The sequence below is a fragment of the Geodermatophilus sp. SYSU D00814 genome, assembly GCF_054050055.1.
In genome coordinates this window covers 1-21020 of sequence record NZ_JBJGYP010000040.1, presented here as the reverse complement: position 1 = coordinate 21020, position 21020 = coordinate 1, and the positions used below count along the sequence as shown (strand labels likewise).

Genomic DNA, 21020 nt, shown 5'->3' with positions numbered 1-21020 from the left:
GGGTGGCTGCTCACCCGTGACCGCCCCACGCCGGTGCCCAGCGGCGTACCGGGTCAATCCGGAACGGCGGCGGTGTGGTGCAGGACGCGTCCGGCGGGTAGAGGGACGGGGTCCCGAGCAGCCGGGGCCTCCTCCCTCCTCCGGAGGCCCCGTCGCGCCGCGGCCGGACCGGCTGACGAGCGGGCTCCGGCGGGGGCGCCGTGCGCGGTGCTCCGACCGGCGCTGCGTTCCTACGATCCGACCGTGAGCGCCCCGGACGTCGTCCCCCTGCTGGCCGAGGTGTGGCCGCTGCTCACCGCCGCTCCGCTGCCCGTGGTGGCCGTCACCGGCGCCACCGGGCTGTCCGGGCCGCTGCCGGTGCCGGACCTGGCGGTCGGCGCCGTGGCCGCGCAGCTGGCGGCCGCCCGGCTGCTCGACCCGGTCACGGGTCCGCTCGAGGTGGACGCCGCCGCCGTCGGCCTGGCCTTCCGCAGCGAGCGCCGCGCCCGCGTGGCCGGCCGCCGGGTGGCGCCGGGCTTCGCGCCGCTGTCGCGCTTCTGGCGCACCGCCGACGGCTGGCTGCGGCTGCACGGCAACGTCCCCGCCCACCGGGCGGCGGCGCTGCGGGTGCTGGGGGAGGACGTCGCGGAGACGGCGCTGCGGTGGCGGGCGGAGGAGCTGGAGACGGCGGTCGTCGCGGCCGGGGGTGCGGCGGCCGCCGTCCGTCCGGCGGAGCGGTGGGCGGCGTCGGAGCCGGGCCGGGCGGTGGCCGCCGTCCCGCTGGTGGACCTGCGCCGCACCGCGGCCGGTCCGGTCCGGCAGCCGTCCCTCGCCGGACTGCGGGTCCTCGACCTCACCCGCGTGATCGCCGGTCCGGTCGCCACGCGCACGCTCGCCTCGCACGGCGCGGACGTGCTGCGGGTCGACAGCCCGCACCTGCCGGACGACGCCGGCCAGCTCGTGGACACCGGACCCGGCAAGAGGCACGTGCGGCTGGACCTGGCGACCGCGGCCGGGCGGCGCACCGTCGAGGACCTGCTGGCCACCGCCGACGTCGTCGTCCAGGGCTACCGGCCCGGAGCCTTGGCCCGCTTCGGGCTCGACCCCGCGGCGCTGGCCGAGCGGCACCCGCAGCTGGTCGTGGTGAGCCTGTCGGCGTGGGGGACGGCCGGACCGTGGGGCGGCCGGCGTGGCTTCGACTCGCTGGTGCAGGCGGCCACGGGCATCGAGCGGGTCTGCGGGACGGCCGACGAGCCCGGCGTGCTGCCGGCCCAGGCGCTCGACCACGCCACCGGTCACCTGGCCGCCGCCACGGTGCTCGCCGCGCTGGCGCGGCAGCGGGCGGAGGGCGGCGGCTGGCACGGTGCGCTGTCGCTGGCCCGGACCGCGCACTGGCTGCTGGCCGCGCCGCCCCGCGCGGAGGCGGCGGCCGGCCCGGTCGACCCGGAGCCGTACCTGCTCTCGCTGCCCTCCGCCGACGGGAAGGTCACGCTCGTCGCGCCCCCGGGCTCGCCACCGTGGCGGACCGCCGCGGTGTTCCTCGACGACCCCCGTCCCTCCTGGCGCCCGCGTGGCCGGCCGGCCGGCACCGACACCGTCCGCGGGACGGGGCGGGGGGACCGCGCGTGAGCGGCGGCGGGTTCCCGGAGGTCACGCACGGGACGGCCGAGGTGGCGCCCGGCGTGCGGATCCACCACGTGACGGCGGGGGTGGCCGCGCCGGGCGGGCGGGTGGTGGTGCTCGTGCACGGCTACCCGCAGTCCTGGTGGTGCTGGCGGCGGGTCGTCGGCCCGATCGCCGCCGAGGGCCACCGGGTCGTGGCCGTGGACCTGCGCGGTGCCGGCGCGTCGTCGCGGCCGGCGGGGGGCTACGACACGTGGACGCTGGCCGGCGACGTGCACGCGCTGGTGCGCGAGCACCTCGGCGTCGACGGCGAGGTCGTGGTCGTGGGGCACGACGTCGGCGCGATGGTGGCGCTGGCCCACGGGCTGCGCTTCCGCGGCGACGCCGGCCGGCTGGGGCTCATGGAGGCCACCCTGCCCGGCACCGACGTCCACGAGCGGCTCAGCAGCAGCCCCCGGCACTGGCACTACGCCTTCCACGCCACCCGGGACCTGCCGGAGTTCCTGACCGCGGGACGGGAGCGGGAGTACCTGCGCTTCTTCTTCGACGGCGCCGCCCACGACCCCTGTGCCCTGACCCCGGAGGACCTCGACCGCTACGCGGCCGACTTCCGGCAGCCCGGCGCGATGCGCGCGGGGTTCGAGCTCTACCGGGCGTTCGCGCAGGACGACCGGGACAACCGCGCCGCGCTGGCCTCGGGCGGCAGGATCGCGGTGCCCGTCCTGGCCGTCGCCGGGGAGGCCAACCTGTTCGCCGAGGTCAACGAGGCGATGGTCCGGGAGGTGGCCGACGACGTCCGCGCGGTCACGGTGCCGCGAGCCGGTCACTGGGTGCCGGAGGAGAACCCCGCCGGGCTGCTCGAGGTGCTGCTGCCGTTCCTCGGCTGAGCGGGTCCCGCGGCTACGCGTCCGGGGTGCCGCAGCGGACGGCGAGCAGGGCGATGTCGTCGTCGGCACGACCGGTGAGGACGTGGTCGAGCAGCCGGTCGCACAGCTCCTCGAGCGGCAGGCCGCGCAGCCGGGCGAGGCCGGAGGCCAGCCGGACGAGGCCCTCGTCGATGCCGGTGCGCCCGTGCTCGACGAGCCCGTCGGTGACCAGCAGCAGGGTGGCCCCGGGCAGCAGGACGGCGGTGTGGTCGGTCCGCGGGCCGGGGTCGTCGGTGCCGAGGAGCCGCTCGGGCGGGCAGTCGAGCAGCCGCACCGCGCCGTCGGGCTGGACCAGCAGCGGCGGCGGGTGCCCGGCGGAGGACCAGCGCAGCGTGCGCCGCTCGTCGAGCGCGGGCCCCGGCGGCTGCTCGACGCGGGCGAGCAGCGCGGTCGCCAGCGTGCCGAAGCGCAGGCCGGAGAGCGCCCGGTCGGTCCGGGTGAGGGTCTGGGCGGGGCTGTCGGGACGGTCGTAGGCCAGGGCGCGGACGGTGCTGCGCAGCTGGGACATGGCGGCGGCGGCCTCGACGCTGTGCCCGACGACGTCCCCGATGACCAGCACGGTGGCGCCGTCGGGGAGCACGAAGGCGTCGTAAAAGTCACCGCCGACGAGCGCGTGGCTGGTGGCCGGCCGGTACCGGACGGCGATCTGCAGCCGGTCCGGCTGCGGCGCCGGGGTGAGCAGGCTGCGCTGCAGCGTCTCGGCGACCCGGTGCTGGCGCCCGTAGAGGCGGGCGTTGTCCAGGGCGAGCGCGCCGCGGCGGGCCACCTCCACGGCGGTGGCGATCTCGAGCTCGGTGTGCGGCGGGCGGTCCCCGGCGTTGAGCAGTGCCAGCACGCCGAAGGTGTCCCCGCGGGCGCGCAGCGGCACGATCGTGCACGAGGTGAGGTCCAGCCGCTCCCAGGCCGCCCGCACCTGTGGCGTCGGCAGGGAGGGGGCCACCTGCTGCTGGTCGATCGCGGTGAGCTGCACCGGTTCGCCGGACAGCAGGGCGGCGACCATCGCCTCGTCGTCGCCCGTGCCGCGGAGTCGGCCACGCATGTAGGCGTCGAGGTCGGGGCGCCGGGCCGCGTCGCGGTGGGCCCAGGCCTCCCCGGCGCGGCTGCGGTCCTCGCCGATCAGCGCGACCACAGCGCAGTCGGCCAGCCGCGGCAGGACCACCTCGGCGAGCTGCGCGGCGGACTCGTGGACGTCGAGGTTGTTGATCATCGCCTCGGAGACCTCGGCGAGGAAGCGCAGCCGCTCGCGGTCGGCGTCGGGAGCACCGGGATCCGCGGACCCCGGCTCCGGCGCGTGAGGACCGGCGACCTCCTGGACGTGCACCTGCAGCAGGTCTCCGACGGGCTCGGCGGTCACCGACAGCCAGCCGCCCGCCGGCGCGTACCGGCCGCACCACGTGGCGGGGGCGCCGGCGGTGCGCGCGTGGACGAGGACACCGTGCAGCGGCGTGCCGGCCAGCTCGGGCAGGGCGATCCACAGGTTCGACCCGGTCAGGACACCGCCGGGCCGCCCGAGCAGCCGCGCCACGGCCGGGTTGGCGTAGACGAACGTCCAGTCGACGTCGAGGGCGGCCACGCCGCTGGGCGACCGGTCGAGCGCGGCGGTCAGCCACGCCGACGTCATCCGGGTCGCGGCGGGCTGGCTCACCACGTCACCTGGTCCTTCGATCAGCGCCCCCCTGGCGACGGACGGGGGGAGCCTACCGGGCGACGACGCGTCGCGGTGGGGTCGCCGGCGGCGACCCCTGCACCGGCGCGGTCGCGCCGGGTCAGCGCACCCGGCCGCGCATCAGGCAGGTGGCGCCGGCGACGTGCGCGTCGACGACGGCGAGGCGACGACGGACCTCGGTCACGACCTCGTGGTGCGCGGCCGGGAGCGCAGCCAGCACGCGGCGGGCCGGGTGGAACGCCGGCTCGGCGAACAGCTCGGTGACCAGCGCGGCCGCCGTCGGGGCGGGCAGCGGCCGGGAGGCGTGCACCTCGACGCGCACGACGTCCTCGTCGTCGTGCACGACCGCCTCGGCCACCCCGCCGTCGGCGGACCGGGCCGCCACGGAGCCGCACCCGCGGACGACCTGCCAGGCCGCCGGCCGGTCCGCCGCGGGCGGCAGTCCCCGGCGGCTCGCGGCCGCGCGCCGGTCCGCGGGAGCTCGGGTGGCCGGACGGGCCGCGGCCCGGGAGGAGAACTCGTCCATGCCCCGACGCTCCCTCCCGCCGCGCAGCAGCGGTGAGGGCCGGACGTCCCCCCGCCGCGGGGCCGGAGGTCGCCGCCTCGTGCGGGAGACGGCTCAGGGGCGCCGGCCCCACCGGAACCAGGCGAGCGGACCGACCCAGTTGACGGCGATGACCGCCGCCCAGACCGCTTTCCGGCCGTGGACCTGGTCGGGGCGCCGGCGCGCGAGGTCGACCCAGGCGCTGACGGCCAGCGACGCCTGGACCGATCCGAGGGCCAGCACCAGGCCCCGCTGACGCGGGGTCAGGTCGCTCCAGCGGCGCGCTCGACGCGAGCGTTGCTGCCCCGTGCCGGCGCCCCCGCCGGCGCTCCTGGTGGACGTCATGACGGCCTCCTCGGGACGAGGGCCGGCGCCCGGCCGGCTCCCCTCCGTCCAGGGTCGTGCCGGGGCTCTCGCCCGGGCAGGGGCGCAGGCCCTGCCGCAGCGGGCCGGGGTCCCGCGCTGGCGGTGACCGGCCGGGCGGTGCGTCCCTGGCCGGCGGGACGTCCGGCACTCCGGCCCCCTGCACCGGGCGCGCTGCACTGGGAGCCGGCGGGCCTCGACCCGTTCGCCCACACCAGGGCTCGAGGAGGACGACATGGGCACGACCGGGCCGGCGCAGGGGCTCCGATCCGTGGCCCGGGCCCGCGCCACGTCGCTGCGCGGTGTGCTGCGGGCGTCGCTGACCCGGGTGGCGGGGCTGGTCCGTCGGCTGCGCCGCCCTCCGGACGGTGGGCGACGGGCGGGGGTGCCGGCCGGACCGGCGGACGGTGCGACCGCGGTGGAGTCGCCCACCGGCACGGCGCGGGCTCGCCGACGACGCCTCGCCCGGCGGCTGTCGGTCGCCGTCGCCGGGCTGGTGTCGGCGTCCTCGGCGGCCGGACTGGCCCGGCGGGGGCTGTACCGCGACGCGCCGGCCAACGCGGCCACCTTCCGCGCCTACGACCTCGGGTCGTTGACCGTCACCACGCCACTGCTGACCGGCGCGCTGGTCCGCGCCCGGCGGGGGTCGCTCCGGGCGGACCTCCTGTGGGCGGGCCTGCTGGCCCAGCTCGTCTACACCTACGCCTACCTGGTCTTCGGTGCCGCGTTCAACGCGCTGTTCCTCGTCCACGTCGCGCTGGTCGTGCTGGCCGCCGTCGCGCTGGTGCTGCTGCTGCGGTCCCTCGACGTGGCCTCGATCGCCGACCGGATCCGGCCGCGGACACCGGTCCGCCCGGTCAGCGCCGTCCTCGGGTTGCTGGCCGCGTCGCTCGGCGGCATGTGGACCTGGTACTCGCTGCGGTTCGCGGTGACCGGCGCCGCGCCGGAGGAGGGACTGCTGCTCCAGCCCGCACCGATCGGTCACCTGGGCTACGCGATGGACCTGACCACGTTCGTGCCCGGCTACGCCGCCGCGGCCGTGCTGCTCTGGCGGCGGCAGCCGTGGGGCTACGTGCTCGGGACCGTGCTGCTCGTCGCCAGCGCGGTCGTCCAGGTCGACTACGTGCTCGCCCTCGCGTCCCAGGCGGCGGCGCGCATCCCCGGCGCCACGGCGTTCGACCCGCAGGAGCCCTACGTCGCCGCGGCCGTGACCGGGGCGGCCGCCGTCCTGCTCGCCGGCCTGCGGCGGGGCCCGGGGAACGCAGAAGGCCCTGGTCAGTCGCCTGACCAGGGCCTTCTCTCGGGTGAGTGACGGGGCTCGAACCCGCGACACCCAGGATCACAACCTGGTGCTCTACCAGCTGAGCTACACCCACCGCGTGCCTCCCGGCGCTCGCGGCACCGGGGACGACGACGAGGATACCGGAGCCCGCTCAGCTCCCCGACGCGGCGTCGCTCACGTCGTCCTCAGCGGTGCCGGCGGCGGCCGGAGGGGTGGCGTCGGCGGCGGCGAGGACGTCGGCGAAGGACCCGCTCACCTCCCCGGCCGCGCGCTGCGCCTGCGTCGTCGACGGGCCGGGCGCGTCGACGAACAGCGTCCGGCGGTAGTAGGCGAGCTCGCGGACGGACTCGACGATGTCGGCCAGCGCCCGGTGCGCCAGGCCCTTGGGCGGCTGGGCGAAGTAGACGCGCGGGAACCAGCGGCGGGCCAGCTCCTTGATCGAGCTGACGTCGACCATCCGGTAGTGCAGGTGGTCGTCGAGCTCGGGCATGTCACGGGCGAGGAAGCCGCGGTCGGTGCCGATGGAGTTGCCGCACAGCGGGGCGGTGCGCCGCTCGGGCACCCACCGCTTCACGTAGGCCAGCACCTGCTGCTCGGCCTCGGCGACGGTGAGGGTGGAGGCGCGCACCGCCTCGGTCAGGCCCGACTTCGCGTGCATCTCGGTGACGACGTCGGCCATGTCCCCGAGGTCGGCGTCGTCGGCGTGGATCACCAGGTCCAGGCCCGGGTCGAGGACCCGCAGCTCGGAGTCGGTCACCACGACGGCGACCTCGATAAGCTTGTCCTTGGTGAGGTCCAGCCCGGTCATCTCGCAGTCGATCCAGACCAGGTGCCCGCCGTTCTCCGCCACGACGCCCGACCCTACGTCGCGTCCGCACGTCCCGTCCGTCCCGGCCGCCCGCGCGTACCCCGGCCGCCACACCGGCGCCACTCGGGGGCATCGGATCGGCCGTTCCCGCAGGTAGCCTCGCCGCATCCCCTTCCGCCTCCCCTGGAGTCCTGCCGTGCCCCGACCCGCCGCCCCCGCAGCGCCCGCCCGGACGGTGCCGCCGGCGCCGGGCTCGCCGGCCGCCGGGCTCCGGCACCCCGTCGCCCTCGTCCGCTGGCTGTGGGCGGCCCACGGGACGCCGGGCGCGCCGGGGCGCCCGACGGGGGAGTCGGAGCTGCGGTGGATCTACGCCGCCTGGCTCGGGGCCTTCCTGCTGAAGATGCTCGGCTCGTCCTGGGACGTCTCGTGGCACTTCAGGTGGTTGCGCGACGACCTCGCCCCGCCGCACCTGCTCAACTCCGCGGGCACCGCCGTGGTGATCGGCCTGGTGCTGTTCCACAGCTACACCGGCTACGGCGTCGACCGGCGGGCGCTGCGGCTGATGCAGTGGGGGATCGCCACCTTCCTGGTCGCCATCCCGATCGACATCGTCAACCACCGCCTCAACGGGCTGGACATCACCAGCTGGAGCCCCAGCCACGCGCTGCTCTACGTCGGGACGGCGGTCATGCTCGCCGGCGCCGTCCGCGGCTGGTGGCTGTACGCCGCGCCCGGCCGCGTCCGCGACCTGGTGTCGCTGGGCCTGTGGCTGTTCTTCGTCGAGAACGTCGTCTTCCCCAACCAGCACCAGGAGTACGGCGTCCTGTCGCTGCGGGCCTACGAGGCGGGGGCGACGACGGCCGAGCAGCAGCTCCTGGACTTCGCCGCCGCCCAGGGGCAGACGCCCACGACGTTCATGCTCCCGGTCCCGTCGTGGGTGCACCCGGCGTGGCTGGTGTGCGCCGGCCTGCTGTCCCTGGTCGTGGCCCGCCGGGTGACCGGTCTGCGCTGGGCGGCGACCACCGTCGCGGCCGGCTACCTCGGCTACCGCGCCGTGATGTGGACGGGCCTGGTGGCCATCGGCTTCCCGCCCTCGGTGCTGCCGCTGGTCCTGCTGGTCGGCGCGGTGTGCGTCGACCTCGCCGTCACCCGCGGGCTGCCCGGCTGGAGTGCCGCCCCGGTCACCGCGGCCGCGGTCTACGCCGCCGCCTGGCTGCAGGACGCGGCCGGGCTGCTGCCACCGTGGAACTGGTCGTGGTGGTCGATCGCGCTGGTCGTGGCCGGGTTCACCGCGCTGTGGACGGCGGTCGACCTCGTCGCCGGCAGCCGCGCGTACGCCGCCTGGCTGCGGCCGGTGGAGCCCGGCCGCGCGGCCGAGCCCGCCCTCGCCGGCGCACCGGCCGCCGGCGGCGCGCCGACCCGCTGAGGAGAGCGGGACCGTCCCGTCACATGACGTAGCGTCGCCCGCGGCCGTCCGACCCGCGCCGCACCCCGTGCCCGTTCGCGTGCCCGTCCGTGCGCCCCTGCGCCCCACCCGCTCCCGGAGGACCCGTGCTGCCCCTGACCCCGGTGCCGCTGCAGACGGCGGGGGAGCGTGCGCTCCACGCCGAGCTGACCCGCTGGGACCGCGGCGGTGCGATCCGCGGCGCGGTCGTCGCCTCCATCCCCGTCGGCGACGGGCCGATGGGCCGGCGGATCTCCGACGCCGTCCTCTTCGTGCCCGAGGGCCTCGCGGTCGTGCGGGTCGCCGAGGTCGTCCGGCAGAGCGGCGTGGTCACCGCGTCGCCGGACGGGTCGTGGACGATCGGTCCCGGCGCCGGGCCGGGTGAGGTGCTGCAGCTGTCCGGGGGCGGCTCCACCCCGCTCGACGGCCTGATGCGGGCCGGCATGGACACCGCCGTCCGGCTGCGCCGCGCCGGGCTGGAGCCCGGGCGGATCGCCCGGCTGACCGTCCTCGTCGGTGACCTCACCGGCCTGGACCCCGCCGACGGCGACCTCGGCGACGGCGACCAGGTGGCGATCCTGGAGACGCGCTCGCTGCTGCTGGGCATCTCCCGCGCGGCCCGCTACGCCGGCGTGGACAACCCGCGGCTGTGGACCACCGCCGACGTCCGCGCCGCGCTGGCCGCGCTGGGCTACGACGGCCGCGGCCCCACGGTCGAGGAGCTCAACGGCGAGGGCTTCCCGTACTCGCCCTACGTCCTGCGCCGCCGCGAGCTGCTGGCGCCCGCGGCGATGGCCGCCTCGCCGGCGCTGGGCGCGGCCCCGGTGCCCGGCGCGGCTCCGGTGCCCGGCGCGGTCCCGGTGCCCGCCCCGCCCGTGCCCGCCCCGCCGCCGGTCCTGCCCGCCGCGCCGGCGTTCGCCGGCGTGCCCGCACCGGCCGGTCCGCCCGCCGGACCGCTGGTCGACCCGGTGGCCGCGGCCGCCGTCGCCGTGGCCGCCATCCGGGCCGACGAGGAGGCCGCCGCGCGGGCCGCCGCCGGGCTGGTCGCCGCGCCGCCGGCACCTGCGGTGGCGCCGCCCGCCGTGTCCGGTGCGCCCGAGCCGCGCCCGGCCCCCGCGACCCTCGTCGGGCCCGGTCCCGCGCTGCCCCCGGTCCCGGCCCACGACACCGGCGGGCTGGGCGGCCTGTTCGGCGGGGACGGCGCCGACTCCGCGTCCTGGGCGCCCGCCCCGGTCGCCGAGATCGCGCCGCCCGTCCTGCCGCCGGCCGCCCCGGCGCCCGGTCAGCCCGAGCCGGCCGTCCCGCCGGTCGGGCCGCGGCGCCGCCCGGTCGCCCGCCGGACGGTCCTGCTGGCCGCCGCCGCGCTGCTCGCCGTCGTCGTGCTCCTGGGGCTGGTCGCCGGCCTCACCGGTGGCGGGGACGACGACGCCGCCGCCCAGGAGCCGCCCGCGGCCGGCAGCGCCCCGGCCGCCCCCACCTCCGCCGGGCCGACGCCGGGGACGGCCACCGTCCTGGACGGCCGGGGTTTCCTCCTGCAGCAGGTGCAGGTCGAGGGCACCTGCGTGGGCAACTCCTACGGCCAGGTCGCCGACTTCTTCGAGGCCACCGACTGCGCGGGGCTGGCGCGGGCGCTGTGGTCCACCGACGTCGACGGCCGCGCGGTGGTCGTGTCGGTGTCCAAGGTCGACATGGGCGACAGCGCCGCCGCCCGGGCGCTGCGCGCCCTGACCGACACCAACGGCAGCGGCAACGTCAGCGACCTGCTGCGCGAGGGCGTCACCTACCCCGGTGCCCCGGCCGGGCTCGCCGGCGCCGAGTACGCCAGCGCCGCCGGGGGCAACCTGGTCACCGTCGTCGAGACCGCCTGGGCCGACGGCGGCGCCGGCGACCCCGCCGACCTCGACCTGGTCGCCGGCGCGGGCCTGGCGCTGCCGATGCCCTCCCCCGTCACGCGGTGACGTCGACCAGCACCTTCCCCACGGCGCCGTCCTGCACCGCGCGGTGCGCCTCGGCCGTCTGCGCCAGCGGGTACACGTGCAGCGGCAGCCCCGCGGCGTCACCCACGCGCACCGCGCCGTCGAGGACCGCGGCGTTGACGTCCTCGACGCCGATCACCTTGGCGCGCTCCGGCTCGGTGTAGACGAGCACGAAGTTCCACCGGGCGTTGGGCCGCATCTGGGCGCGCACCGGGATGGTGACCTCGGCGCCGCCGTCGTCGGCGTACATGGCCACCGCCCCGTGCATCCCGACCACCTGAGCGTCGACGGCGGCGTTGCGGGCCGCCGACACCTCGACGACGACGTCGACACCCCGCGGGGCCACCTTGCGGACCTCGGCGACGACGTCCTGCTGCCGGTAGTCGACGACGTGCGAGGCGCCGGCGGCGGCCGCGAGCTGCGCCTTGTGCGGGCTGCTCACCGTGGCGACGACGGTGGCGTCGGCCCAGCGGGCGAGCTGGATCGCCGCGTTGCCGACCGCGCCGGCGCCGCCCTGCACCAGCACGGTGCGCCCGGTCAGCGAGCCGGGGCCGATCCGGTCGGGCACCGACTCGCCGAGGGTCAGGCAGCGGTGCGCGGTCAGGAACGGGATGCCGAGCGCCGCGCCCAGCTCGAAGGAGGGTTCCTCGCCGAGCAGCACCGCCTGGCGCAGCGGGACGACGGTGTACTCCGCGGCGGTGCCCCACGGCCGCTGCCAGGCCGCCTCCCAGACCCACACCCGCTGACCGGTCACCGCCGGGTCGACGCCGCGGCCGACGGCCTCGACCGTGCCGGCGCCGTCCTGACCGGGCACCTGGCCGTCGGGCCCCGGCGGGCTGTTCGTGCGGGACTTCCAGTCGGTCGGGTTGACCCCGGCGACCGCGAGGCGCACGAGGACCTCACCGGGGCCTGGCTCGGGAGCGGGGCGGTCGGTCAGCTCGAGGACCTCGGGACCGCCGTTGCGGGTGTAGGTGATGGCGCGCACCGGTCCGGCCTACCCGCATCCGCGACTCCGTGCACGACCCCGTTCTGCGCCGTCGAGTGGTGCACAACTGTTCCGCAACGGCCCTTGCGTCTCCGGGAACCGCTGCGTCACCCTCGAAGCGGCCCGCACCGTGGCCGCCAGGGGGAGGCGCGGGGGAACGGCTGCGGACGCTCCGGAGGTCCTCGGTGTCTCCCACCCTGCTCCGTCAAGTCCTCGCCGAGTTCCTCGGCACGGCCGTGCTCGTGCTGGTGGCGGTCGGCGCGGCCGTCACCGGCTTCGACGACGTCGGCCCGCTGGGCGTGGCCCTCGCGTTCGGACTCGTCCTCCTGGCCCTGGCCTACGCCATCGGGCCGATCTCCGGGTGCCACGTCAACCCGGCAGTCACCCTCGGCGTGCTGCTGTCCAGGGGCATGACCGCCACCGAGGCGGTCTGGTACTGGGTCGCCCAGTTCGCCGGCGGCATCGCGGGTGCCGCGGTGCTCGCCCTGCTGACCAGCGACTTCGGCGGCGTCACCGACCAGACCGGCGCCCTCGGCGCCAACGCCTGGGGCGAGACCATCAGCGGTGGCGGCGCCTTCGTCGTCGAGGTGCTGCTGACGCTCGTCTTCGTGGCGGTGGTCCTGCTGGTCACCGGCAAGGCGGCGGCACCCGGTTTCGCCGGCCTGGCCATCGGCCTGACGCTCGGCGCGGTGCACCTGGTCGGCATCCCGCTCACCGGCACCTCGGTCAACCCCGCCCGCTCGCTGGGCCCGGCGCTGTTCGCCGGGGGCGATGCGCTGTCGCAGGTGTGGCTGTTCATCGTCGCGCCGCTCGTCGGAGCCGCCCTCGCGGTGCTCGTCGTCCGGGCGCTGTCGGCCCCCACCCTGACCGTGGAGCAGGCCGGACCCGACGTCACCCGTGACGAGACCGGCGCCCAGGTGCCCGACGAGGACGACGGCGCCCGGCTGCCCCGCGCGCGGGCCGCGGCCGAGGCGGAGTCCGGACGGCGGCGCCGCACGCCCCGCTGATCGGCGGACCGGTGCCGTACGGCACCGTTCCGGAGGGGGCGCGCCGCGGTACCAGGGACGGCGTGGAGGAGTTCCCGCCGGCCTGGACCCGGCTGCTGCCCCCGTCGTGGCGGCGGGCCCGGACCTACCGGCGGCACCACGGCCGGCTGCCGCCGTGGGGTGCGCCGCGGACCTTCACCGAGAAGCTCGACCGCCGGATCACCCGGGACCGCCGGCCGCTGCTCGCGCCCACCTGCGACAAGCTGGCCATGAAGGAGCACTTCGCCCGGCGCGCGCCCGGGCTGCTGCACGTGCCGCAGACGTACTGGGCCGGCACCGACGTGGCCGACCTCGCCGGCGTCGAGCTGCCCGACCGGTGGGTGCTCAAGCCCAACCACTCCTGCCGCCGCGTGCTGGTGGGGGAGGGCCGGCCCGACCCGGCCGACCTCGCCGCCCGCACGGCCGGCTGGGTGGCGGAGCGCTACTGGCGCAAGAGCGAGGAGTGGGCCTACCGGCACGCGCGGCCGTGCCTACTGGTCGAGGAGCACCTCGGCGGGCCGGGGGAGGTGCCGGCCGACCTCAAGGTGCTGGTGTTCGACGGCGTCCCGCGGCTGGTCGGCGTCCACACCGACCGGCGCGACGGGCTGCGCGGGCGGCTCTACACCGCCGACTGGGAGCCGCTGCCGTGGACCTGGGGCTACCCGCCCGGGCCCGACGTCCCCCGCCCGCCGTGGCTGCCCGACCTGCTGGCCGCCGCGGCCGCGGTCGCCGAGGGCTTCGACATGCTGCGCGTGGACCTCTACCGCTCCGGCGGCCGGCTCTGGGGCGGCGAGCTCACGCCCTACCCCGGCGCGGGGCTGAGCCGCCTGGAGCCCGGGCTAGACGCGTGGCTGGGCCGCTGGTGGGCCCTGCCCGAGCAGCCGCGGTGGGCGCCCGCCCTGCGCATCGCGACCCCGCTGCCGGGCAGTGTGCGCTCAGGGGGAGTCCTCGGGCCCGGCGGTGCACACGTGCGCGCATCGTCCGTCCGGCCGACCCGGTGAGCGGCCCGCTGCGGCCGGTGTCCCGAGCGGCCCTGTCGAGGACACGGCGCCGTCCGTGCTCCGACTCGCGGGAGCGGAGCCGGGTGCTGCACCGTCACCACGACGTCGAGCCACCCTCCGCTGCCTCCTCCACCGTGGTGGTGCTGTAGACGAAGATCCGCTCCGGGCGTCCGTCACGGCAGCTCCACACCGATGCACCCTCGACCCGGATGCGCCGCCCGGTCGGTGGCATCCCGAAGAAGTCGCCCGTGTGGGTGCCGGTCAGCGTCCACCTGTGCGCGAGCCGATCCTCGGTGGCGAAGCGATCGAGGACCGTGGTGTGCAGGTCCGACACCCCAGCCCGGAAGACACGCATGAAGGCGATCCACTCCTGCGGCCCGCGCAGCACCCGACCTCGGCTCACCAGGTGGATCTCGGTGTCCGGGTACATCCACTCGGCGTGCCTGCTGAAGTCGCCTGCGTCGTCTGCGGCGGTCCACTGCTCGGCGATGGCGATGAGAACGTCTGCCGACATCATCGGCTCCTCGTGCGTGGCGCGACGTCGGCCGAACGATACGGCTCCCGAGGGCTCGCGGTGAGACGGATCTGCGCTCCTCCGCGACGAGATCCCGCCTCGCCGAGGACGTGCACGGCTGCAGCACGACAGAGGTGTCTCCTGGCGCCGCTGCCAGCAACGTGTCGTCGGGCTCCGGACGACGGGCCCGGGCCTGCACCCGGCACATCCCACCGGTCGTCCGGTCAGGCGCTGCGGTACGGCCTCACGGCTGTGAGGATCCGGTGGCTCGTCGCGGCCGACCGAGCCCGGTCGGAGCAGGGGCGGCGTGACGACAGCGACCCGCTGCTCCGATCCCCCGGGCGATCCGGCCGGCTCGCGGATCGGGTCACCACGCGATGCCCGTGCCCGGCCGGGCTCAGACCGGGGTGATGGACAACGTCAGCGCGCGGCGGCCGGCGTCGGACCGCGCGGTGGCGAGCCGCTCGGCCGTCGGCGTGCCGTAGTCGGTGGTGCGCTGGCGGGCGGGCCGGCCGATCGCGGCGGCGATCGCCTCCAGCTCGGCGATGGTCTTCAGCGAGCCGTTCTCGCTGCCGGCCATCCGGCTGATCGTCTCCTCCATCAGCGTGCCGCCGAGGTCGTTGGCCCCGCCCTGCAGCACCGCCTTCGTGCCGGCCTCGCCGAGCTTGACCCACGACGTCTGGACGTTCGGGATGCGTCCGTGCAGCAGCAGTCGGGCGACGGCGTGCACCGCCCGGTTCTCCCGCACCGTGGGCCCGGGCCGGGCGACGCCGGCGAGGTAGATCGGCGCGTTGTGGTGCACGAACGGCAGCAGCACGAACTCGGTGAACCCGCCGGTCTCGTCCTGCTGGCGGGCGATGGTGCGCAGGTGCGCGACCCAGTGCGCGGGGGTGTCGACGTGGCCGTACATCATCGTCGACGTCGTCGGCAGGCCCACCCGGTGCGCGGTGCCGATGATCTCCAGCCAGGTGGCGGCGGGCAGCTTGCCCTTGGTCAGCACCCAGCGGACGTCGTCGTCGAGGATCTCCGCCGCCGTGCCCGGCACCGAGTCCAACCCGGCGTCACGGGCCGCGGTCAGGAAGTCCTCGAACGACAGCCCGGTGCGGGCGGCGGCGTTGACGATCTCCATGGGGCTGAACGCGTGCAGGTGGATGTCCGGCTGCCGGCGCTTCACCTCGCCGATCAGGTCGAGGTAGGCCGAGCCGGGCAGGTCGGGGTGGATGCCGCCCTGCATGCAGATCTCGGTGGCACCCGCCGCCCACGCGCGGTCGACCCGGTCGCCGACCTCGGCCAGCGACAGCGTGTAGGCGTCGGCGTCGGTGCGCCGCTGGGCGAACGCGCAGAACCGGCAGCCGGTGTAGCAGACGTTGGTGAAGTTGACGTTCCGGTTGACGACGTAGGTGACGTCGTCGCCGACGGTGTCGCGGCGCACGGCGTCGGCCAGCCCGGCGAGCGCCTCGAGGTCGGGGCCGTCGGCGCCGAGCAGCGCGAGGTACTGCGCGTCGGTGAGGCCGGCGGGGTCGCGCTCGGCGGCGCGCAGCGCGGCGGCCACCTCGGGGTCGCCGGCGGCCAGCGCGGTGGAGGAGCCGTCGCGGGCCCGCTCGGTGCGCGCCCGCAGGTCAGCCCAGTCGCCGTAGACGGCGTCGAAGTCGCTGCGCCGGTCGTCGGTGCGCCCGACGGTGTCCACCTCGACGTGCAGGTCGGTGCGGCCGGAGGACACCCACGCCTCGTCGGGCTCCTGCCACGGCAGCCCCGCCGGGACGCGGCCCTCGACGGCGAGCCCGTCGGGCCCGGCGAGGGCGGTCACGTGCGGGCGCACCCGCGGGTCCAGCCACGGCTCGGGCTCGAGCACGTACCGCGGCTGAGCGGCCAGCCGCTCGCGCAGGGTGAACCCGCCCTCGGCGCTGAGCGCGGCCAGCTTGTCGGTGTTGGGCCAGGGCCGCTCGGGGTTGACGTGGTCGGGCGTGAGCGGCGAGACCCCGCCCCAGTCGTCGACGCCGGCGCGCAGCAGCAGCCCGAGCTCGGTGGAGTCGGACAGGTTCGGCGGCGCCTGCACCCGCGCGCCCGGGCCCAGCAGCAGCCGGGTGACGGCGACGGCGGCCACGTACTCCTGCAGCGCGAGGTCGTCGTGGGCGGCCATCGCGGTGCGCGGCTTGGCGCGGAAGTTCTGGACGATGACCTCCTGCACGTGCCCGTGCCGCTGGTGGGCGGCGCGGATCCGCAGGACGGCGTCGACCCGCTCGGCCGGCGTCTCGCCGATGCCCAGCAGCACGCCGGTGGTGAACGGGACGGCGGAGCGGCCGGCGTCCTCGAGCACCCGCAGCCGCACGGCCGGTTCCTTGTCGGGGCTGCCGAAGTGCGGGCCGCCGCGCTCGGACCACAGCCGGGTCGCCGTCGTCTCGAGCATCATCCCCATCGACGCCGACACCGGCTTGAGCCGCTGGATCTCCTCCCAGGTCAGCACGCCGGGGTTGAGGTGCGGCAGCAGCCCGGTCTCCTCCAGCACCCGGATCGCCATCGCCCGCAGGTAGGCCAGGGTGGAGTCGAACCCGTGCGCCTCCAGCCACTCGGCGGCGACCGGCCAGCGGTCCTCGGGGCGGTCGCCCAAAGTGAACAGCGCCTCCTTGCAGCCCAGCGCCGCGCCGTCCCGGGCGATCCGGAGCACCTCGTCGGGGGAGAGGTAGGGCGCCTTCCCCTCGCGGCGCAGCTGCCCGGGCGTCGTCACGAACGTGCAGTAGTGGCAGCGGTCGCGGCACAGGTGGGTGAGCGGGATGAAGACCTTGCGGCTGTAGGTGACCACCCCGGGGCGGCCGGCCGAGGCCAGGCCGGCGTCGCGCACCCGGGAGGCGGCGGTGAGCAGCCGGTCCAGCGGCTCCTCCTCGGCCAGCCCGCGGGCCGAGAGCAGGGTCTCCGCCTCACCGGCGTCGAGGGTCACGCCCCGCTCGGCGCGCGCGAGCGCGCGCCGCAGCGCGGACGGCACGGGGGTCTGCGGCTCGCTCATCGCCCCGCACGCTATCCCTCGCCGACCTGCGCGGGGAGCCGTGCCTCTGTCGCGCTAGTGGCCCCCGGGGGCGTCGACGTAGCGGCCGCGCAGCCGCAGCAGGGGGGCGGCGCCGTCGTGCAGCACGGGCACCGCCTCGACGGCGAGCAGCGCCAGCACGTGGTCACCGGCCGGCACCAGGCGGTCGAGCCGGCAGTCCAGCGCGACGACGCCGCCGTCGAGCACGACCGCGCCGCTGCCGGGCGCCCGCGACCACGGCACCGACTCCAGCAGGTGCCGCGCCGAGGGCCGCCCGGCCGAGGAGAACCGGCTGGCGAGGATCGCCTGACCGGCGGCGAGCACGGTCAGCGCGCAGGTGCCGACCGCCTCGAGCACCTCGGCGGGGTAGCCGTGGGCGGCCAGCCCGACGGCGACCAGCGGCGGGTCGGCCGACACGCTCGTCACCGAGGTCACCGTCGTGCCGACGTCGTCGATGTCGTCCCGCACGGTCAGCAGCGCCACCCCCGCCGGGTACTGCCGCAGGGCCGTGGCGAAGTCGGACGGCGACACGGGACCTGCACCGGGAGGCATGGCGGCCAGTCGACCACACCCGCCAGGATGACCCGGTGAGCAGCGCGGACGGGACCTACGACGTCGTCGTGCTGGGCGCCGGCTCGACCGGTGAGAACGTCGCCGACACCGTCGTCCGCGGTGGGCTGTCCGCGGTGCTGGTCGAGGAGCACCTCGTCGGCGGCGAGTGCTCCTACTACGCGTGCATGCCCAGCAAGGCGTTGATCCGCGGCACGGAGGTGCTCGACGAGGCGCGGGCGGTCTCCGGCGCGGCCGCCGCGGTCACCGGGGAGCAGGACGTCGCCGCCACGCTCGAGCGCCGGGACACCTTCACCCACCACTGGGACGACGCCGACCAGGTGGCCTGGGTGGAGGGCGCCGGCATCGACCTGCTCCGCGGCACCGCCCGGCTCGACGGCGAGCGCACCGTCGTCGTCACCGGCCCCGACGGGGGCGAGACCCGGCTGACCGCGCGGCACGCCGTCGCCGTCTGCACCGGGTCCGAGGCGATGGTGCCGCCGGTGGCGGGCCTGTCCGGCGTCCGGCCGTGGACCCCCCGGGAGGGCACCGGGGCGACGACGCCGCCGCGGGGCCTGCTGGTCCTCGGCGGCGGCTACGTCGGCTGCGAGCTGTCCTTCGCGTGGCACGCCCTGGGCTCGCGGGTGACGCTGCTGCAGCGCATGCCGCGGCTGCTGCCCGACGCCGAGCCGCAGGCGAGCGACGCGGTGCTGGCCTCGCTGCGCGCCCGCGGCGTCGACGTCCGCCTCGACGCCGACGTGACCGCCGCCCGCCGCGACGGCGACGAGGTGGTGCTCACCACCGCCGGCGGGGAGGAGGTGCGCGGCGAGGAGGTGCTGCTGGCCACCGGCCGCCGCGCCCGCACCACCGGCATCGGGGTGGAGACCGCCGGCCTCGAGCCCGGCGGGTACCTCGACGTCGACGACACGCTGCAGGTGCGCGGGGTGCCGTGGCTCTACGGCGTCGGCGACGTCAACGGCCGCCAGCTGCTCACCCACATGGGCAAGTACCAGGCCCGCCAGGCCGGCGCCGCCATCGTCGCCCGCGCCCGCGGCGAGCAGGTGCGCACCGGGGACTGGTCGCCGCACACCGCCACCGCCGACCGCGCCGCCACCCCCTCGGTGGTCTTCACGGACCCGCAGGTGGCCTCCGTCGGCCTGACCAGCGCCCAGGCGCGGGACGCCGGCCTGCCGCACCGCGTCGTCGAGTACCCGATCGGGTCGGTGGCCGGCGCCAAGCTGTTCGCCGACGGCTACGAGGGGACCGCGGTCGCCGTCGTCGACCCCGAGCGGGAGGTGCTGCTCGGGGTGACCTTCGTGGGCCCCGCGGTCGCCGAGCTGCTGCACGCGGCGACGGTCGCCGTCGTCGGGGAGGTGCCGATCGGCCGGCTGTGGCACGCGGTCCCGGCCTACCCCACGGTCAGCGAGGTGTGGCTGCGGCTGCTCGAGACCTGGCGCGGCTGAGTGGCCCGCCTCGGCCTGGTCCTGCACCCGACCAGGGACTCCTCGGCCGCCGTCGGGCAGGTCACCGCGTGGACCGCCGGCTCCGACGTCGAGCTGCTCGCCGACCGGGCCGACGTCGAGCGGCTCGGCCTGACCGGCGTGACCGCGGTGACCCCGGAGGAGCTGGCCGGCGCCGTCGACGGGATCATCGCCCTCGGCGGGGACGGCACCATCCTCGGCGCGATGCGGCTGGTGAGCGCCCGGCCGGTGCCGGTGCTCGGCGTCAACCTCGGCCACCTCGGGTTCCTCGCCGAGGTCGAGGGGCCCGAGCTCGGCGAGGCGCTGGCCGCGATGGCCGAGGGCCGGGTGCACACGGAGTCCCGCGGCTGCCTGGTGGTGCAGCACGGCGAGCGCGAGTGGCCGGCGTTCAACGACGCCGTGCTGGCCCGCGTCCCGGGGGAGGGGATGGTCACCGCCGACCTCGCGGTGGGCGGCATGCGCTACGCCCACGTGCGCTGCGACGCGGTGATCGTGGCGACCGCGCAGGGCTCGACCGCCTACAACTACGCCGCCGGCGGGCCGGTCGTCAGCCCCGAGGTCGAGTGCATCCTGCTCACCCCGGCGGCGCCCGCGCAGGGCATCTCGCGCACGGTGCTGCTCGGCCCCCGCGAGACCCTCGCGCTCACCATCAGCAGCGGCTCCCCGGCGATCGAGCTCGACGGCGTCCTCGGGCCCCGGCTGACACCCGGCGACGCCGTCGTCGTCACCTACCGCCCGGGCGCGGGACAGCTGGTCCGCATCGAGGGGTCCCGCTCGGCGGCGCGCAGCCGGGCCAAGCTGTCGCTGCTCGACCTGCCGTTCCTGCCCGGCGAGCTGCTGGAGTTCCTGCCGCCGGAGCTGCAGGAGCGGCTGCAGGAGGACCCGCCGCCGGCCTGACCCCGGTGCGCCGTGCGCCCGGCGCCCGTGCTGCAGTGGGTCCGTGCCCGCCCCGACCCGCACCACCTGGCGCCGCTACGTCGCCCTCGGCGACTCCTTCACCGAGGGGCTCAGCGACCCCGACCCGGACCGTCCCGGCGAGTACCGCGGCTGGGCGGACCGGCTGGCCGGGCACGTGGCGGCCGCGCAGCCCGGCGTCGACCTGGAGTACGCCAACCTGGCCATCCGGGGGCGGCTGCTGCCGCAGGTGCTCGCCGAGCAGGTGCCGGTCGCGCGGGCCGCCCGGCCGGACCTGGTCAGCCTGGTCGCCGGCGGCAACGACCTGCTGCGCCCCGGCGCCGACCCCGACCGGCTGGCCGCCGCGCTGGAGGAGGCGGTGACCGGCTTCCGCGCCGACGGCGCCGACGTGCTGCTGGCCACCGGCGTCGACCCGCGGCTGACCCCGATCATCCGCCGCACCCGCGGCCGGGTGGCGGTGTTCAACGCCTCGCTGTGGTCGATCGCGGCGCGCCACGGCGCCGTCGTCCTCGACCAGTGGGGCGCCGACTGGCTGCTGGACTGGCGGCTGTGGGACAGCGACCGGATCCACCTCACCGCCGAGGGGCACCGCCGCACCGCGCTGGCCGCCGCCGCGGCGCTCGGCGTCCCGGTCACCGACGACGACTGGCGCGTCCCGCTGCCGCCCGCGCCGCCGCGGGCGCTGCGCGCGGCGCTGGCCGAGGAGGCCGCCTGGGTGCGCGGCTTCGTCGCCCCGTGGATCGCCCGGCGGCTGCGCGGCCGCTCCTCCGGTGACGGGCGGGCCCCCAAGCGCCCGGTGCCGCTGGCGCTGCCCCGCCCGTAGAGCCCTCGACCCGGGGGCGGGGGCGGGGGGGGGGGGGGGGGGGGGGGGGGGGGGGGGGGGGGGGGGGGGGGGGGGGGGGGGGGGGGGGGGGGGGGGG

18 protein-coding genes and 1 tRNA gene are annotated in these 21020 nt (G+C 77.3%); 10 read left to right on the top strand and 9 right to left on the bottom strand.

Annotated elements, in window-relative coordinates; genetic code table 11:
- The first annotated feature begins 243 nt into the window (after nt 1-243).
- Nucleotides 244-1608 (top strand): CoA transferase, encoded by a 1365-nt coding sequence (locus tag ACI780_RS22005; RefSeq protein ID WP_457005773.1) that lies wholly within the window; start codon nt 244-246, stop codon nt 1606-1608.
- Nucleotides 1605-2489, top strand: coding sequence for an alpha/beta fold hydrolase (locus tag ACI780_RS22000; protein ID WP_457005771.1), 885 nt, complete (start codon nt 1605-1607; stop codon nt 2487-2489). The genes ACI780_RS22005 and ACI780_RS22000 overlap by 4 nt, the downstream gene beginning before the upstream one ends.
- A gap of 13 nt (nt 2490-2502) precedes the next feature.
- Here ACI780_RS22000 and ACI780_RS21995 read toward each other — a convergent pair whose 3' ends face one another.
- From ACI780_RS21995 to ACI780_RS21985, 3 genes are all read right to left on the bottom strand, one after another.
- Nucleotides 2503-4173, bottom strand: coding sequence for a SpoIIE family protein phosphatase (locus ACI780_RS21995; RefSeq protein WP_457005769.1), 1671 nt, complete (start codon nt 4171-4173; stop codon nt 2503-2505).
- Between the two features lie 121 nt (nt 4174-4294).
- The gene (locus tag ACI780_RS21990; RefSeq protein ID WP_456870400.1) at nt 4295-4720 is read right to left on the bottom strand and encodes a hypothetical protein; all 426 of its coding nucleotides are present in this window, start codon (nt 4718-4720) and stop codon (nt 4295-4297) included.
- Nucleotides 4721-4813: 93 nt separating this feature from the next.
- On the bottom strand, nt 4814-5083 hold the full coding sequence (locus ACI780_RS21985) for a PLD nuclease N-terminal domain-containing protein (protein ID WP_456870401.1): 270 nt from the start codon (nt 5081-5083) through the stop codon (nt 4814-4816).
- A 253-nt stretch (nt 5084-5336) separates the two neighbouring features.
- Between ACI780_RS21985 and ACI780_RS21980 the strand changes: the two genes are divergently transcribed.
- On the top strand, nt 5337-6413 hold the full coding sequence (locus tag ACI780_RS21980) for a hypothetical protein (protein WP_457005766.1): 1077 nt from the start codon (nt 5337-5339) through the stop codon (nt 6411-6413).
- Here ACI780_RS21980 and ACI780_RS21975 read toward each other — a convergent pair.
- Together ACI780_RS21975 and orn are read right to left on the bottom strand one after the other, a co-directional pair.
- Nucleotides 6405-6477, bottom strand: a tRNA-His gene (locus ACI780_RS21975). The two genes, ACI780_RS21980 and ACI780_RS21975, sit on opposite strands and share 9 nt — an antisense overlap.
- A gap of 57 nt (nt 6478-6534) precedes the next feature.
- Nucleotides 6535-7233 (bottom strand): oligoribonuclease, encoded by a 699-nt coding sequence (gene orn, locus ACI780_RS21970; protein WP_456870403.1) that lies wholly within the window; start codon nt 7231-7233, stop codon nt 6535-6537.
- Nucleotides 7234-7387: 154 nt separating this feature from the next.
- Here orn and ACI780_RS21965 point away from each other — a divergent pair, with 154 nt between their 5' ends.
- Together ACI780_RS21965 and ACI780_RS21960 are read left to right on the top strand one after the other, a co-directional pair.
- Nucleotides 7388-8617, top strand: a complete 1230-nt coding sequence (locus ACI780_RS21965; RefSeq protein ID WP_457005764.1) for a hypothetical protein — start codon at nt 7388-7390, stop codon at nt 8615-8617.
- 125 nt (nt 8618-8742) lie between these two features.
- Nucleotides 8743-10593 (top strand): hypothetical protein, encoded by a 1851-nt coding sequence (locus ACI780_RS21960; protein ID WP_457005762.1) that lies wholly within the window; start codon nt 8743-8745, stop codon nt 10591-10593.
- Here the strand turns inward: ACI780_RS21960 and ACI780_RS21955 are convergent.
- The gene (locus ACI780_RS21955) at nt 10583-11596 is read right to left on the bottom strand and encodes an NADPH:quinone reductase (protein ID WP_457005760.1); all 1014 of its coding nucleotides are present in this window, start codon (nt 11594-11596) and stop codon (nt 10583-10585) included. The genes ACI780_RS21960 and ACI780_RS21955 overlap by 11 nt on opposite strands.
- Nucleotides 11597-11781: 185 nt before the next feature.
- Between ACI780_RS21955 and ACI780_RS21950 the strand changes: the two genes are divergently transcribed.
- Entirely contained in the window at nt 11782-12603 is an 822-nt protein-coding gene (locus ACI780_RS21950; protein ID WP_456870407.1) for an aquaporin, read from the top strand.
- A gap of 62 nt (nt 12604-12665) precedes the next feature.
- Nucleotides 12666-13622 carry an ATP-grasp fold amidoligase family protein gene (locus ACI780_RS21945; protein WP_456870408.1) on the top strand — a complete coding sequence of 319 codons (957 nt, stop codon included), beginning with the start codon at nt 12666-12668 and terminating at the stop codon, nt 13620-13622.
- Nucleotides 13623-13716: 94 nt separating this feature from the next.
- Here ACI780_RS21945 and ACI780_RS21940 read toward each other — a convergent pair whose 3' ends face one another.
- From ACI780_RS21940 to ACI780_RS21930, 3 genes are all read right to left on the bottom strand, one after another.
- Nucleotides 13717-14136: an ester cyclase gene (locus ACI780_RS21940; protein ID WP_456870409.1), complete on the bottom strand. Its 420-nt coding sequence runs from the start codon at nt 14134-14136 to the stop codon at nt 13717-13719.
- Nucleotides 14137-14533: 397 nt separating this feature from the next.
- Nucleotides 14534-17137, bottom strand: coding sequence for a bifunctional FO biosynthesis protein CofGH (locus ACI780_RS21935; protein ID WP_457005757.1), 2604 nt, complete (start codon nt 17135-17137; stop codon nt 14534-14536).
- Between the two features lie 54 nt (nt 17138-17191).
- Nucleotides 17192-17686, bottom strand: a complete 495-nt coding sequence (locus ACI780_RS21930) for a flavin reductase family protein (protein ID WP_456870411.1) — start codon at nt 17684-17686, stop codon at nt 17192-17194.
- A 56-nt stretch (nt 17687-17742) separates the two neighbouring features.
- Between ACI780_RS21930 and ACI780_RS21925 the strand changes: the two genes are divergently transcribed.
- The 3 genes from ACI780_RS21925 to ACI780_RS21915 are packed head-to-tail and all read left to right on the top strand — an operon-like array spanning nt 17743 to nt 20923.
- A complete protein-coding gene (locus ACI780_RS21925; protein WP_457005754.1) occupies nt 17743-19167 on the top strand; it encodes a dihydrolipoyl dehydrogenase family protein in 1425 nt (474 codons plus the stop codon).
- Nucleotides 19168-20082, top strand: a complete 915-nt coding sequence (locus tag ACI780_RS21920) for an NAD(+)/NADH kinase (protein ID WP_457005752.1) — start codon at nt 19168-19170, stop codon at nt 20080-20082.
- Between the two features lie 43 nt (nt 20083-20125).
- Nucleotides 20126-20923: an SGNH/GDSL hydrolase family protein gene (locus ACI780_RS21915; protein WP_456870414.1), complete on the top strand. Its 798-nt coding sequence runs from the start codon at nt 20126-20128 to the stop codon at nt 20921-20923.
- Nucleotides 20924-21020: the final 97 nt, after the last annotated feature.

Bases quoted from the DNA above. Each gene is read 5' to 3' on its own strand.
- ACI780_RS21935 (WP_457005757.1), bottom strand. From the start codon at position 17,137: ATGAGCGAGCCGCAGACCCCCGTGCCGTCCGCGCTGCGGCGCGCGCTC.
- ACI780_RS21985 (WP_456870401.1), bottom strand. From the start codon at position 5,083: ATGACGTCCACCAGGAGCGCCGGCGGGGGCGCCGGCACGGGGCAGCAA.
- ACI780_RS21980 (WP_457005766.1), top strand. From the start codon at position 5,337: ATGGGCACGACCGGGCCGGCGCAGGGGCTCCGATCCGTGGCCCGGGCC.
- ACI780_RS21990 (WP_456870400.1), bottom strand. From the start codon at position 4,720: ATGGACGAGTTCTCCTCCCGGGCCGCGGCCCGTCCGGCCACCCGAGCT.
- ACI780_RS21940 (WP_456870409.1), bottom strand. From the start codon at position 14,136: ATGTCGGCAGACGTTCTCATCGCCATCGCCGAGCAGTGGACCGCCGCA.